12 protein-coding genes are annotated in these 14,410 nt (G+C 37.7%); 8 read left to right on the top strand and 4 right to left on the bottom strand.

What is annotated here, in order from left to right; genetic code table 11:
* The first annotated feature begins 66 nt into the window (after positions 1-66).
* A complete protein-coding gene (gene larC, locus K2F26_RS11215; RefSeq protein WP_220611535.1) occupies positions 67-1,404 on the top strand; it encodes a nickel pincer cofactor biosynthesis protein LarC in 1,338 nt (445 codons plus the stop codon).
* A gap of 164 nt (positions 1,405-1,568) precedes the next feature.
* Here larC and K2F26_RS11210 read toward each other — a convergent pair whose 3' ends face one another.
* Positions 1,569-2,171: a ring-infected erythrocyte surface antigen domain-containing protein gene (locus K2F26_RS11210; RefSeq protein WP_194058155.1), complete on the bottom strand. Its 603-nt coding sequence runs from the start codon at positions 2,169-2,171 to the stop codon at positions 1,569-1,571.
* Between the two features lie 418 nt (positions 2,172-2,589).
* On the opposite strand from K2F26_RS11210, the gene K2F26_RS11205 reads away from it, so the two are divergent.
* The 5 genes from K2F26_RS11205 (at position 2,590) to K2F26_RS11185 (ending at position 7,564) form a co-directional block, all read left to right on the top strand.
* Positions 2,590-3,531, top strand: a complete 942-nt coding sequence (locus K2F26_RS11205) for a lysylphosphatidylglycerol synthase transmembrane domain-containing protein (protein WP_220611534.1) — start codon at positions 2,590-2,592, stop codon at positions 3,529-3,531.
* Between the two features lie 1,341 nt (positions 3,532-4,872).
* Entirely contained in the window at positions 4,873-5,085 is a 213-nt protein-coding gene (ndhL, locus tag K2F26_RS11200) for an NAD(P)H-quinone oxidoreductase subunit L (protein WP_371851453.1), read from the top strand.
* A gap of 36 nt (positions 5,086-5,121) precedes the next feature.
* Positions 5,122-5,421 (top strand): DUF3007 family protein, encoded by a 300-nt coding sequence (locus K2F26_RS11195; RefSeq protein ID WP_220611533.1) that lies wholly within the window; start codon positions 5,122-5,124, stop codon positions 5,419-5,421.
* Positions 5,422-5,555: 134 nt separating this feature from the next.
* The gene (gene trpA / locus K2F26_RS11190) at positions 5,556-6,359 is read left to right on the top strand and encodes a tryptophan synthase subunit alpha (RefSeq protein WP_220611532.1); all 804 of its coding nucleotides are present in this window, start codon (positions 5,556-5,558) and stop codon (positions 6,357-6,359) included.
* A 545-nt stretch (positions 6,360-6,904) separates the two neighbouring features.
* Positions 6,905-7,564, top strand: coding sequence for a heterocyst differentiation related protein (locus K2F26_RS11185; protein ID WP_220611531.1), 660 nt, complete (start codon positions 6,905-6,907; stop codon positions 7,562-7,564).
* Positions 7,565-7,656: 92 nt separating this feature from the next.
* On the opposite strand, the gene K2F26_RS11180 is transcribed toward K2F26_RS11185, so the two are convergent.
* Positions 7,657-9,561, bottom strand: coding sequence for a serine/threonine protein kinase (locus K2F26_RS11180; protein ID WP_220611530.1), 1,905 nt, complete (start codon positions 9,559-9,561; stop codon positions 7,657-7,659).
* Positions 9,562-9,727: 166 nt separating this feature from the next.
* On the opposite strand from K2F26_RS11180, the gene K2F26_RS11175 reads away from it, so the two are divergent.
* A complete protein-coding gene (locus K2F26_RS11175) occupies positions 9,728-10,216 on the top strand; it encodes a hypothetical protein (RefSeq protein WP_220611529.1) in 489 nt (162 codons plus the stop codon).
* 93 nt (positions 10,217-10,309) lie between these two features.
* Here K2F26_RS11175 and K2F26_RS11170 read toward each other — a convergent pair whose 3' ends face one another.
* Positions 10,310-11,182: a DUF4435 domain-containing protein gene (locus K2F26_RS11170; protein WP_220611528.1), complete on the bottom strand. Its 873-nt coding sequence runs from the start codon at positions 11,180-11,182 to the stop codon at positions 10,310-10,312.
* Positions 11,179-12,510, bottom strand: a complete 1,332-nt coding sequence (locus K2F26_RS11165) for an AAA family ATPase (RefSeq protein WP_220611527.1) — start codon at positions 12,508-12,510, stop codon at positions 11,179-11,181. Before K2F26_RS11165 ends, K2F26_RS11170 begins: the two co-directional genes overlap by 4 nt.
* A gap of 504 nt (positions 12,511-13,014) precedes the next feature.
* Here K2F26_RS11165 and mgtE point away from each other — a divergent pair.
* Positions 13,015-14,364: a magnesium transporter gene (gene mgtE, locus K2F26_RS11160; protein WP_220611526.1), complete on the top strand. Its 1,350-nt coding sequence runs from the start codon at positions 13,015-13,017 to the stop codon at positions 14,362-14,364.
* Positions 14,365-14,410: the final 46 nt, after the last annotated feature.

Genomic DNA, 14,410 nt, shown 5'->3' with positions numbered 1-14,410 from the left:
AATCACCAATCACCCATTACCAATCACCAATTACCAATTACCCATTACCCATTACCCAAATAATTTATGAATAAAATTGCTTATTTTCAATGTCCCACGGGAATTTCCGGTGATATGTGTCTGGGTGCTTTGGTAAGTCTGGGTGTTCCCGTAGAGTATCTGATAGAAAAACTCAATGGTTTAGGAATTGAGCAGGAATACCAGTTACGGTCAGAACTTGTCCATCGGCAAACACAACAAGCAACTAAGGTTCATGTAGACCTAGTACATCACCATCACCACCATCATGATCACGAACACTCTCATCATCATGGCCGTCACCTGCCAGAAATAGAAGAGATGATTGTTAACGCCAATCTACCATCACAGGCAACAGCTTGGAGTTTAGCCGTTTTCCGCCAGTTAGCAGTGGCAGAAGGGGCAGTTCATGGCATTGAACCGGAAAAAGTTCATTTTCATGAAGTCGGTGCTGTAGACGCGATTGTAGATATTGTGGGGACTTGCTTGGGTTTAGATTGGCTGGGTATCAATACAAATAAAGAAGGATTACCTTTAATATACTGTTCACCGTTTCCCACTGGTGGGGGAACTGTTCGCGCGGCACATGGACAAATGCCAGTACCAGTACCCGCAGTGTTGAAGTTGTGGGAAATGCGGAGTTGTCCCGTTTATAGCAACGGTATTGACAAGGAACTGGTGACACCCACAGGGGCAGCGATCGCCACTACTTTAGCTAGAAGTTTTGGTTCACCACCACCAATGACCCTCAAACAAGTAGGATTGGGTGCAGGTTCTCTTGATTTACCCATACCTAATATACTACGGCTGTGGATTGGTGAAAGTTCAAATCTTCCAACCACTGTTACAGATGTTGCTCATACTCATCACCATTCAGAGCATCATTCAGAGCATCATTCAAAACACCATTCACAACACCATTCAGAATCACATTTAGAACCTATTTCAGTTTTAGAAACTCAAGTTGATGATTTAAATCCCCAAGCGATCGGTTATATATTTGATGCTTTATTTGCGGCTGGGGCGGTGGATGTCTTTACTCAAAGTATAGGGATGAAAAAATCACGTCCAGGAATTTTATTAACTGTGATTTGTCATCCAGAAAATTTAGCTATTTGTGAAGAAATTTTATTTCGTGAAACTACAACTTTAGGGATTCGTCGCACAACTCAACAACGTCGTATTTTACAACGAGAAATACAACAAGTAGAAACCCCATATGGTAAAGTCGGTGTCAAAATTGCTTGGAAAGGAGAAGCAACAGCAAAAGTCATTACCAATGTGCAGCCAGAATATGAAGATTGTGCAGACTTAGCACGAAAACATAATATTCCCTGGCGGGAAATTCAACGTTTGGCTTTACATAATTGGTATAGTCAAAATTAACTTTCAAGTAATCATTTTTTAGTTCAATAGGTCTGATAAAAGTCTGATAAAAAAATGGTGGGCATTGCCCACCCTACCAATACTTTTTTTGCATATTTTACCCAATTACCAATTACCAATTACCAGCCCAAACAGATATGATAAGTTGACCACTGGCAATGATATCAATCCGCTTCTCTTAAAGTCCTATTTATTGCTTCTCCTGTATCCTCTGCTCGACGTTGAATATTTCTCCCAACATCTTCCGTTCCACGTTGTACATTTTTAGTTAAATCTTTAAATCCTCTTTCCACATTTTCCTGTAGATTTTCCATTCCTCTTTGAGTACCCTTGGTTACTCCTTCTCTCAACTCTTCCGCTGAACTTCCCACATCTTCACCTAAGTTTTTCACCCGTTCACCAAAAGGTGTTCCTTCTCGATAATTACGAATATATTGATCAGTGCTATCAACTCCCTTGCGTTCAATATTTCTCCGAGCATTTTCTATGAGTTGATCTGCTCTATATCTGGCTGCTTTTTCAGCTTCTCTCGCTCTGGGATCTACATCACTAAAGTTATTCATTCCTCCTTGATATTTGGAAATAGGATAATCTTTTGTCGGATCATATCTTTTCGCATTTGGTGGTTGTGCCGCTGGTTGTGGTGGTTGTCCCGCTATATTAGGACGATTACAAGCTTGTGCTAAACATAGGAATGTTAACGCCAAAAATATGCTTAAAATTTTCAATGGTCGCAGATTTTGTAACCAATTAGTTAGCCTTTTCATCTTATCCTCCTTGTATTTTTTTGACTGCATACAAGCATAAAATCTGAATCACAAAAGTCTATTTACTTACTGCGTGATTTTTCTGTAATTCAGGTCTATTACTTGCTTTATATGCTTTTTATTTTAAAAATCCTGAAGCTTTTTCTACTGACTATTAGAGGATGTTTGAAAAGTTTTTAATGTATAAATAAACCCCTCTCCAAACCTCTCCCCGACGCGGGGAGAGGCTTTGAAACCCTCATTCCCTTGTAGGGAAGGGGGGTTAGGTTTCTAGAGATTATCGGTTTCATCTAATACTTTTCAAACAACCTCTTAGGTGACATTTTAGTGGTGATTAATTTTTGATTTTATCTAACTATAGAGAGATATTATTTAATATAATGATCTTGCTCCATTTAATGCTTAAATTCTACAAATAATGAAAAAAGTTGTGAAAAACGCTTTACGCTGGTTCATTTTCGGGGGAACGCTATTTTTTTTAGGGAAAGCTTTAAAGGATAATTGGCTAGAAGTGAGTTCTATCCGTATAGATGCGGCAGGATGGGCAACTTTAACAATTGCTACTGGTGTAACTTTACTGGCACATACTTGGGCTGGTTGGATCTGGACTTGGATATTAAAAGAGTTTAATCAATCTGTTTCAACTTTTGAATTTATTCAAGTTTATTTAAAAACGAATATTGCTAAGTATTTACCTGGCAATGTTTGGCATTATTACGGGCGTATCTTAGCGGCTAAAAATGCTAATATTTCTACTGTTACTGCAACTTTAAGCGTTTTATTAGAACCTTTACTCATGGCTGCTGCGGCTTTAATTACTGTTGTTTTGTTTGGTAGTCAATTGGCAGTTAATAACACTAATATTTGGGTACAAATTCTGCAATTTCTCAGTTTAATTGTGCTGCTGGGTGCGGTTCATCCTTGGGTATTAAACTCGATCATTCGTTTTTTATATCGGTTAAAAAATCAAAACAAAAATCAAAATTCTACATCAGAAAATCAGTCTATTAATGGTTTAAGTCTTGACCGCTATCCTCTGCTTCCTTTGTTGGGTGAATTGATTTTTTTAGGATTGCGGGGAACTGGTTTTATTTTAACTATGTATGCTTTATTTTCTGTAAAATTAAGCCAAATTCCTTTATTATTCGGTGCTTTTAGTTTTGCTTGGGTTTTGGGTTTGGTTGTTCCCGGTGCGCCTGGTGGTTTGGGGGTTTTTGAAGCAACTGCGATCGCTCTTTTACAACATCGTTTCCCCGCTGCTTTGGTAATTAGTGCGATCGCTCTCTATCGTCTCATCAGTATTTTGGCTGAAACCGCTGGTGCTGCTTTAGCTTCCCTGGATGAACGTTTTTATAGCTAAGTTACAGGTACTCAACAGGAAACGCAGATACACGCAGATAAACGCAGATGGAAAAATCAAGGGTTGCACATATCATGATTTGTCTTATTTGTCAATACCAGGAGCTAGAACCCTCAAATAACAGCATCGAATTTCTGGGAAAATTAGTTTTTCTGAACCTTGGTTAATTGGTTAAGTTTTGTATATTTGATTTTTTAACTTTTCGCAAAGTCTTATATAGCAATGATTTCTAGCTGATGCTGCAAAATTAATCTTGAAAATACTTACTATTTAGGCAATTTACAAATTCTTCTAAATCATACCAGAAGGCTGAAAATATTGCAATACCGTGAATAAATAAAAATAATTCTCAATTAATTGTTAAGAAATAATAAATCAAAAATTTTGAATCATATAAATTTTAAAATTGATAATGTTTTATAATCAGTTTTACCTATCTGTAATAATGAAAGGCGAGTAATTGATAGGAGTAATTAATAAAATTAAAAGAGTCAGTGTAACTGAAAATATCACACTGACTATAATTAGCTTTATTTATCAAAAGTGGGAGTGGGGGGACTTGAACCCCCACGACCGTTTAAGGTCAACGGATTTTCATTCTCTCGCAGCTTTCGCTACTGCCTTACAGGTTTTGAGAATTGGACTCTCCCTTTACCCTCGGCTTTACGTTAGGGTAGCTCCCGTCGAGTCTCTGCACCTTCCCGGAATTTTAATTTTGAAATTTTGATTTTTGGATTTAACTCCAAATTCAATTTTCAACTCTAAAGCTTCTGGGCTTGGCTCAGGATTGCCATATCTGTTCACTTAGATGACAGATTTAGGTTTCCCTGAATTTGAGAGCTTCCACTTGAAAGATTTCTCTATCAAGGCTCAGTTTTCTAAGTCCGTAGCGTCTACCATTCCGCCACACTCCCAAAGGATTTTTACTTAGGGTTTTTTGCTTTTGTATCTCAAAACACCTTTGGTAATCTTACCATTAACTGCGTTTTTTGTGCAAGTAGTTTGAAAAAATTTTTTTAACTTTTTTTTAAGTTGGATTTTTCACAAGCTACGGTGTTTGATGCACTCGCATTTAACAGGCGATCTTCATTATAACACAATCTTACCTGGTTTTGATGATTTTGCCAAGTATTTGGCAATTTTTTTTTCTTGGCTGGCTACAACTCTTGAAAATAGGCAGGTTCAGGGGAGATAGGGATATCTCACAGGGGTAGGTAGGGAGAAATTATTTGTCTTTTCTCAATCACCAATCACCAATCACCAATACTTCCCTTAGTTGACAGGTTGGGCATATCATGGGTAGTAGATGCACCAAATGGTATTCTCAAATCTAAACAAAGAATTATGGTTGTAGCACTACTGTATTTAGCTTTAGCGGGAGCTTATCTTCTGGTAGTACCAATGATTGTGATGTTTTATCTCAAGCTGCGTTGGTATTCTGCCAGTTCTGTAGAACGTGGATTCATGTACTTTTTGGTGTTTTTCTTCTTTCCGGGTCTGTTGCTGCTCTCCCCAATTGCCAATGTTCGACCCCGGCGCAGACAAATTGTTTAATTTGTTCACTTAGTATATTGGTAGGTCATAACTCTCATGCGACGTATTGATGCAATCGGTATTACTTTGGGCGTTTTTTTGGCTGGTGGACTGGCTTATGTAGGATTACAGTTAGTCGGTTTAGATGGCCAAGACGCTGGAATTTGGAGCCAAGCTTTACTGGTTGTTGGTTTAATAGGTTGGTTAGCCACATATCTTTTCCGTGCAGGGAGTAAAAAAATGACCTACCATCAACAACGGGAAGAGTATGAAAAAGCGTTCTTAGAAAAGCGACTAGATGAACTCTCTCCCGAAGAATTGGCGAAATTACAAGCTGAAATTGAATCAGGTGATTAGTGACTGGTGATTGGTGACTGGTGACTGGTGACTGGGTAAGATGAATAACCCAATTACCAATTACCAATTACCAATTACCAATTACCAATTACCAATTACCCATTCCCTGTTCCCTATTCCCTATTCCCTGACTGATGACTGCAATTTCTCGTTGTTTTGAAACTTTAAGACGGAATCACGAGTGCGCTCTGATTCCGTTTATTACTGCTGGTGATCCTGATTTAGAAACTACTGCAAAGGCTTTAAAAGTTTTAGATCGTTCTGGTGCGGATATTATTGAACTTGGTGTTCCCTATTCTGATCCCCTGGCAGATGGTCCGGTGATTCAAGCTGCTGCTACCCGCGCTTTACAAAAGGGTACTACCTTGGATCAAGTGCTGGAAATGTTACAATCTACTACTCCCAGTTTGCAAGCGCCAATTATTTTATTTACTTATTACAATCCAATTTTACACCGAGGAATTGATAAGTTTCTGGGGCAAATTAAGGCTGCTGGTGTGGCAGGTTTGGTAGTTCCTGATTTGCCCTTGGAAGAGGCAGCAGGGCTACTGAAACCAGCGAGTGAGATGGATCTTGATTTAACTTTGTTGGTAGCTCCTACCAGTTCTGCTGAGAGAATTGAAGCGATCGCCAAAGCATCCCAAGGTTTTATCTATTTGGTAAGTGTGACTGGGGTAACGGGAATGCGATCGCAAATGGAAAGTCGTGTTTCTGACTTACTCACACAAATTCGCAGTTTTACAGATAAACCCATTGGTGTTGGTTTTGGAATTTCCGATCCTGAACAAGCGCGGCAAGTGCGAGAATGGGGAGCGGATGCAGCAATTGTTGGTAGTGCGGTGGTAAAGCGTTTAGCAGAAGGAACACCAGAACAAGGACTCTCGGCGATCGCTCAATTTTGCCAAACTCTCAAGCAAACAATCACAACTCCCTCTTGATGATTTGGGAAAAGTAGATTAAAAAAGATATCAGCGTAGTTTTTTTATCATTCCCTGGTGGACAATTTGACTGATATAGTCTTGAATATTAAGAATACATACCAGGCTAAAAAAAAACTACCTGATATATTTGCTTATAGGTTGAGTCCTATGTGAATTAAAACTAGGCAATAAATTTATGATTGTGAGAGAGCTTGTCCTAAGTTGACAATTTCATAGACAAAACTATACTTATATTGACAAAAATCAATATATTTTCAGGAAAAAATCAACTACTTGATATATAATACGGTGATATCAAGTATTGAATTGAGACTATTGCCGACGCGAAAACCAAGCAATGATGGTGGTAGTCTTTTTCAGAAACTTAATTGGAACACAATCGCGTTGGGCTACAGCGTGAAAGTCTACAGAGGGATAACTGCTCCCATGCTCCCGTTGAAGTAGAAAGTAAAGTCTAGTTTTGTCTAGGTTTTATATAGCAGTATAATATTGTGTCAGTCACAAATAAATTATGGTTTGGTATTAGTTGAGGGGTAAATTTTATGAGTGAAAGTATGGCATTTATCGGCGGAGTGGCTGTAGCTGGTTTAGCGGCTCTCCTATTGCTCAAAGGAACCAATACCCCCATACAACAACCTAACTTTGCTGTGGCTCCACAAATGCCATCTGCGGTTGTAGCGCCCCAAGTGATGCAGCCTTCAATGCAATATCCCCCTAACTATGGGCAACCAGTATATCCTAATCCCCAACCCGTTGCGCCCAATTCTGACCAACGTCTGGAAATGGAAAAGCTGAATATGCAGATGGAGAAGTTGAAAACCGACAATGAACAACTAAGATTACAAAATCAGCAACTTCAAGGTCAGGTTCAAAGTTTCACTCAACATCAGTGGCAGTTAGCTCAACAGCAAAATCAGCAAAAAGTCGCTGCTGCACTACCACCTGAACAAAATCCCTGGTGGTCTTCACCTATAATTTGGGCTGTAGGTGGGGCAACTCTGACTATTGGTGGTGGTGTGGTTGTGGCTGGAGTTCTATCTTTGTTCTCTCCTAAGCAACGTCCTGCCCGTACCGTCCAAGTAATTCACCCCTATCACGGACATACACCTCCTTTAGCTACAATTAGACGGGCTGAATTTTTACCATCTTCCCGCCCAGAAACCAGAAGAGTAGAAACGGCAGAATACGACGAATTACATTAATTGGTGATTGGTGATTGGTGATTGGTGATTGGGTATTGGTAATAATAAACTATTGCCTTTTGCCTCTTGCCTCTTGCCTTCAAAACCATTACCTAATTATCACTATTTTCCTGTTCCTTGGCGGTGGGTGTTTCGGAAGTCGTTGGTTGATTTTGATTGGGTTTTTGGTTTTGGTTAGGGATAACCTGTTTAGCAGCGTTTTCTGCGGCTTGTTTAAACAATGGTTCTAGTTTATTTTGCCAATATTTAATATTAGGTAATTTTTCGGGTTGGTCTCGATAAGCTAAAACTTTATCCCATTGACCGTTATCAATAGCTTTATTAATCTCATTAGCTATTGCTTCTGCTTTCGCCCAGTCTTCCTGCCATTGGTTGATGATCTCTACTGTTTCTTTAAGACCGGATGTAGCATTTTTAGGAATTGTTTTTAGTTGAGCGATCGCCCCTTGCACATCTCCAGATTCAAATTTCTGTCTAGCTGTTTCCACAATTTTTTTCTGCTCCTCACCCGCTGGAGATTTTTCAGATTTTACTGGGTTGGAAGTAACCACAGCAGTTGGTGTTGGTTGTGGTTTAGGAACAGGTCGAGATGCAATTAAAGGCAGATCATCTACAGTTTGAATAGAAACACCTTGATCCCGCAAACAAGCAATCCATTCATTATTATTAATAATAACATCAGAGTGCGCCCAAGCCAAACGACCAGATTTAAGTTTTAATTCTATCCAACCGCGTTTTGTTCTTTTACCAGTGACATCAAACTCACTAGCATCACCAAGAGTCTTTAAAATATTATCAGAATTAATCGCACTTGGTTCAGAACGGACATTAGAATTAGGCTTGACTATAGCCAAGCAATTTGTAGCTGAAGTGCTGCTTTTCCCTGTCCAATTAGCAGCGATATTTTTCACATTTGGATATAAATTTGTTACCAAAGCTGCTGCACCACCAGCTAATAATAAACCAATGATCAAGGGTAATGGATCAGGTTTGTTATCATCTTGTTGAGGAACAGGTTTAGGAGCTATAGGATTATGGTTAGCCGGTGCAACAGCAACAGTTTGCTGTGAAAAGATTTGAGATAGTTTACTGGTAGAAGCGGGTTTGGGGGGATGGTAGCTAACTTGTTTGGGAGCTTCGGAATAAACGGAATAAACGGAAGAAGTAGAGGTCATATTCAAAAATTCTCTACAAGCTTGTAGTGCTTCCGTGGCGGTTTGATAACGGTCTTTGAAGTGATAACGCACCATTTTACTCAGAATTTCTGCCAAGCGGTAATTAACTGGGATAAAATGCTGCCAGAGAATTTCACCAGTATGAGGATCTTCTGGAAATTGGTTTGCGGGAACTCCAGTTAAAGCTTGAATAGCAATGATACCCAAGGAATAAATATCACTATTAGGACGAGGTTTACCTTGTCCTTGTTCTGTAGGCATATAGCCAGGAGTGCCTATAGCAACTGTAGCTGTTAGCTGTGCGCCAACAGACACTAAAGGCGACCTTAATTGTTTAACTGCCCCAAAGTCTACTAAAACTAATTTATAATCAGCAGCACGACGGATGATATTATCTGGTTTGATGTCACGATGAATAACACCTTGTTGATGGACAAATTCTAAAATTTCCAGCACTTCCAACAACAACTGCATCACCTGGTTTTGATTCCAAGGCTGTCCAGGTATCAGTTCTTCTGTGAGAGTATGTCCATCAATGTATTCTTGAACTAGGAAAAATTCTTGATTTTCGTCAAAATAAGCTAATAGTCTGGGTATTTGATCATGATTACCCAATTTTTCTAAAGTTTCTGCTTCGCTGTTAAATAGACGTTTAGCAGTTTCAAAGATTTTTTGGTCTGTGCTGGCAGGTTTAAGGTGTTTGACAACGCAGATGGGATTACCAGGCCGCCTGGTATCTTCAGCAATATAGGTTTGACCAAATCCTCCCGTTGCCAAAATGCGTATGACTTGGTATCTATGGTCTAGTAGTTTGCCAATCATTATTCCCTCCCCAGTTTTAACACCTAATTTTGCAAACGGTAATAAATATCTCCAAATTTTCTGTCCTGAGATCCGCTATCTTGAGAAAAGATTTAGACTAAAATTGCAGTTTTTTAATAAAAACAACAAATTGTTACTGTTTGTTTAGTATTTTTCTTAACTAACAATGCCACCTAAGATAACAAACTCTACCACATGGCAGCAAGCTGAAATTCTTATGCAACCGGCTTTTATTCGCGTTGTTGATAATATTCGTAAGCATCTGGATACATCCTCTTGGAAAGGAATTTACCATGATGTACTGATTTGGCCACCTGGTACAACTGATGAAACCAAGGCTATGGTGACACAGTTGTTGCAAGATATGGAAACTGCCACACCGGAACAGGTGGAAGATATTAAGGCCAATCTTGCTTTGTTGCCTATGCCCTATCCAGGATACCATTTGCGCTTGCAACGTCAAGAGCAGGAGGTAAATGTGGATTTGTGGGATTTGTGTTATCAAGTGTGTTTTGTCAATTACAGTCCAGAAAATACAGATGTTGATATTGATACTAATTTATTAGATGAGTCGGGGGAAGTGGATTGGCAACATTTGGAAAATAAAACCAAGCAGTTAGTTAAACGGGTATTTGACAGTTTACCAGAGGGTTAATTCCTGCGGGGTGGGGGGTTTGGGGTGTTGTGTGGGATTATACAGAATATCAGGTGACAGGTGACAGGTGACAGGTGACAGTTTTTGAGGTTCTTAATTTTCTGAAGATGGGGATGATAAAACTTGATAAGGTTGGTTATTTTGTTCCCATCCTTGAATCAATTTATATAACTGTGTATCACGGAAATAAGATTCTTCGTATGCCAATCTTAAACTTATTTCTAATACTTCTGGTTTAACATCATTACTGTTCCATGTTCCCCAGATTTTACACAATCCTATGGACAAAATACAAATTAAATCATGACCACAACAAACTTGATGCGGATCATGATCATGATCTTGTAGATTTTCTAATTTTTCTTGAATATCTTTTTCTATCAGTGCTGGTTTTTGGGAATGGTCTTTAACTGCTTTAATCAATTTGGTAATATCTACTTTTAATGTTTTCTGATCTAAGAATTTACTATAGGTGAGATTTTCAAATTTAAGTGATAGATTGAATTTTAAAGATACCCATCTTAAATAACCGATTAATTTACCATTGTCCAATAGTGTTATAATGATTGGTTGATAAAGTTTATAAAAATTATTGATTTTTTCCTCACTGCCAAATTCACGCATTAATTTATCAAGTGCAGGAGATTGAATTAACATAATTTCTAAATCATGATAATCAGTAAATAATAGATTTTGACTAGCTGGTAAAGTTCCTTCTAGTCTGGAAAAATCTGCATCAACAATAGCTAAGACACCTGCAAAATTATCTCTTTCAAGAATAGATAATGCAGCTATAGCTTGATCTTTATTGTGAGCAATTGAAAACTCACATTTTTTATTATCTAAACAGCGTTCATATACCCGCGCATCGGTAGAACCTTCAACAATTATAAAAGTCCCTGAGTAAGCACTGCGTCTCATCCGAATTTGATTAGCAATAAACTCAGGTGTGATAAATTCTCTCATCTCTGAGGACTTTTTAATTCAACAGTTAAGTCCCATCTATCATGAATTATACCAGGTGAGTGAGTTGCTAGTAAAATATCAATGTTAGCTATTTTTGTAATTTCTTGTAAATCTTTAAGAAAATTCACTTGCCATTCTACGTGCAGTGACAGTTCTGGTTCATCAATTAAAATTAATGAATTTGGTTTAACTTTAAATAATAATTCATAGAGTATTACTAATTCATGCTGTTCTCCAGAAGATAATTGTGTGGGTGACAAAGAATTGCCATTACAAGTAAATGTAAAACCTTTTTCTTTACTAATATTAATTTCTTTATAAGAAAACCGCTGGTTAATAATTCTCTTAATTAGTTCTATTTTTTGTGCTAATTCCTCAAAAATCTTGAGTTTCTTCTCTACATCTTCAACATAGACAGATAAAACTTTTTTTGTGCTTTTATCTATTGTGTCTTGTACTTGAAAATTTTGATTTTCATCATTATCCAAAAGTCCAGTATTGATTAAATGAGAACGTTTTTCTTCAAGTTCATTAAGCTTATGACGTATTTGTGTGTCTGTGATATCAGTTGAGTTGTTTTGTTGAACCACTCTGACGGGAAAAGTTCTATCAAGTGATTGAGATAAAGTCCCATATTCTGCTAGTTTAGCTTGAATATTTGCTGCTAATTCATTTGCATAACTAGCAACAGAAGGTATCATTAAAGTTCGTGACCTTTCCATGCGGAATTTAGTATTCTCTGCTAAATTTAATAATCGCTGTGATTGGATAAAATTTATTTCTATAGATTTTTTAAGCTGTTCCATCCATGTAGGTATGTTTTTTAATCTAATTTTTTCAGGCAAGAAATCACTAAACCTTTCTAAAGCTTCTTTTAAAGATAGTATTTCATTTGTAGGTACATATAACCAACGGTTAGAAGATATCCTTTCCAGTCCAGGAACGACATCATCTAGTATATCTAGTATACTGGAAATAGGAACTTCTGATATTTCTTTAACTTCTAGTCTATTGGGAGTAAATTTAAGCTCTTTGCTGCTACTATCTTGTTTAAAATAAAAGGTCAGTTGATTTTCTTCACTAGCAAGTTGGCTTTTATTTACTCTCAGATAACTTCCATTATCAATATCGACTTGAAAATCTTTGAAGGGAATACTACGAAACTCTGAAAATTGTAAATTAAAAATCCCATTTATCATTTTCAATATTGCAGTTTTACCAATACCATTTAAACCGTAAATTATAGTTATTCTATCTTCTGTATTCAAGGGAATAACATGATTGAAAATACCAAAAAGTTCTGTGACTGAAATTTGCTTAATTCTCATTTTTTCCTCATTAAAAAGTAATTGAACTGGTTGTTATCGCTGATGATGTTACAGGAACTTAATCTTATAGGTTTTCTTGCTTTTATCTTCATATTACCCGATTTTTACAACTAAACCCAGATCCCCGACTTCTTCAAGAAGTCGAGGATCTATCTCTATCTACTATCTACTGAAAAATATCTTCATTGTGTAAAGATTTCCAGTAAAGTGGCTGATAGACTTGACACCGATTAATATAGTAGTAAAATCTCTACATCTATAAAAAATCAAGGCATCTAAAATATACCCCGGTGTATAATGCTACATTAAGAAAGCATTATTGCCAGGTTGTTATCAAATCGGCCAATTCCGGGTTAGGATGATAACTTAATGATGACTTGATTAAATATCAATATTGAGTTCTTGAAATTTTATGGACAAAAGTCCACCAGATGGCAGTAGTATCCTCCCCTAAGCTGGCGAGAAAGTCTCCCAGCGAGGGGGAGACATTAGGAGGAATTTGTTATGCTGACACAAGATGTTCGCAATTCTTTGGATGTTGCTGACTTAAATCAATTGAAATGTGATTTAAATAATCTGCAACCTGTGGATGTGGGAGAATATATTTCAGAATTACCGGAAAAACACAGGGCGATCGCTTTTCGTTTACTGAACAAAAATCAAGCTATTGATGTATTTGAATATTTACCTACAGAAGTACAAGAAGAACTGATAAACTCTCTACATGATGTGCAAGTAGTACATCTGGTAGAAGAAATGAGTCCTGATGAAAGAGCATACTTGTTTGATGAACTACCAGCAGGAGTAGTTAAACGTTTATTACAACAACTTAGCCCCGAACAAAGACAAGCTACCGCAACGATTTTGGGTTATCCTGAAGGAACTGCCGGCAGGGTAATGACAACAGAATATGTACGGTTGCGACAAGGTTTGACTGTCGGTGAAGCGTTAAGTAAAATTCGTTTACAAGACGAAGATAAAGAAACAATTTACTATGCTTACGTCACCGACGATAATCGTAAATTAGTTAGTGTTGTTTCTTTGCGTCAGTTATTATTTACTTTTCCCGAAGTCTTAATTAAAGATATTGCTAGTTCTCATGTTGTGAAAGTGAAAACTGAAACCCTACAGGAAGAAGCAGCCCGCATTATGCAACGTTATGATTTAATTGCTATGCCTGTAGTAGATCGGGAAGATAGGTTAGTGGGAATTATTACCATTGATGATGTCATTGATATTTTAGAAGAAGAAGCTACCGAGGATATTCAAAAATTAGCTGCTGTGAGTGGTGATGAAGAAGCTTTATCTCCTCCTCATGTAACTATTAAAAAACGGTTGCCTTGGTTATTAGGTATCATGGCATTGTATATTGGTGCGGCTAGTGCGATCGCTCCTTTTCAACAAGTTATTGCGGCTGTACCGGTTCTAGCTGTAATTATGCCCATATTTTCTAATACCGGGGGAACTGTCGGTATTCAAGCCTTAACCGTGACTATTCGCGGTTTAGGTGTAGGAGAAGTAACCGCAGAAGATACTGGTAAAATTCTCCGCAAAGAACTTTTAGCGGGGTTAGGTACAGCTATTGCGTTAGGTGCAACAATGATCGCTCTTTCCTTAATTTGGGCAAAACCGAATGAAAGATGGGTAGCTTTAGTTGCGGGAACTGTCATGGCAACGAATACAATGGTTGCTGTTAGCTTGGGAACTTTGTTACCAATGGGATTACAAAAGCTAAAATTAGATCCAGCTTTAATGAGTGGTCCATTAGTCACCACCATGTTGGATACTATTGGTTTTGTCACCTTCCTGAGCATAGTTTCTATTGCTTTGAAAGTCTTTCATTTACCAACTTAAAATTTGGTAATAGGTAATTGGTAATGGGTAATTGGTAATTGTTCAT

Origin of the sequence: Sphaerospermopsis torques-reginae ITEP-024, assembly GCF_019598945.1 — a bacterium.
Taxonomy (GTDB): Bacteria; Cyanobacteriota; Cyanobacteriia; order Cyanobacteriales; family Nostocaceae; genus Sphaerospermopsis.
Note: the sequence above shows the minus strand (reverse complement) of the source record. Positions and strands in the feature narration are given on the sequence as shown.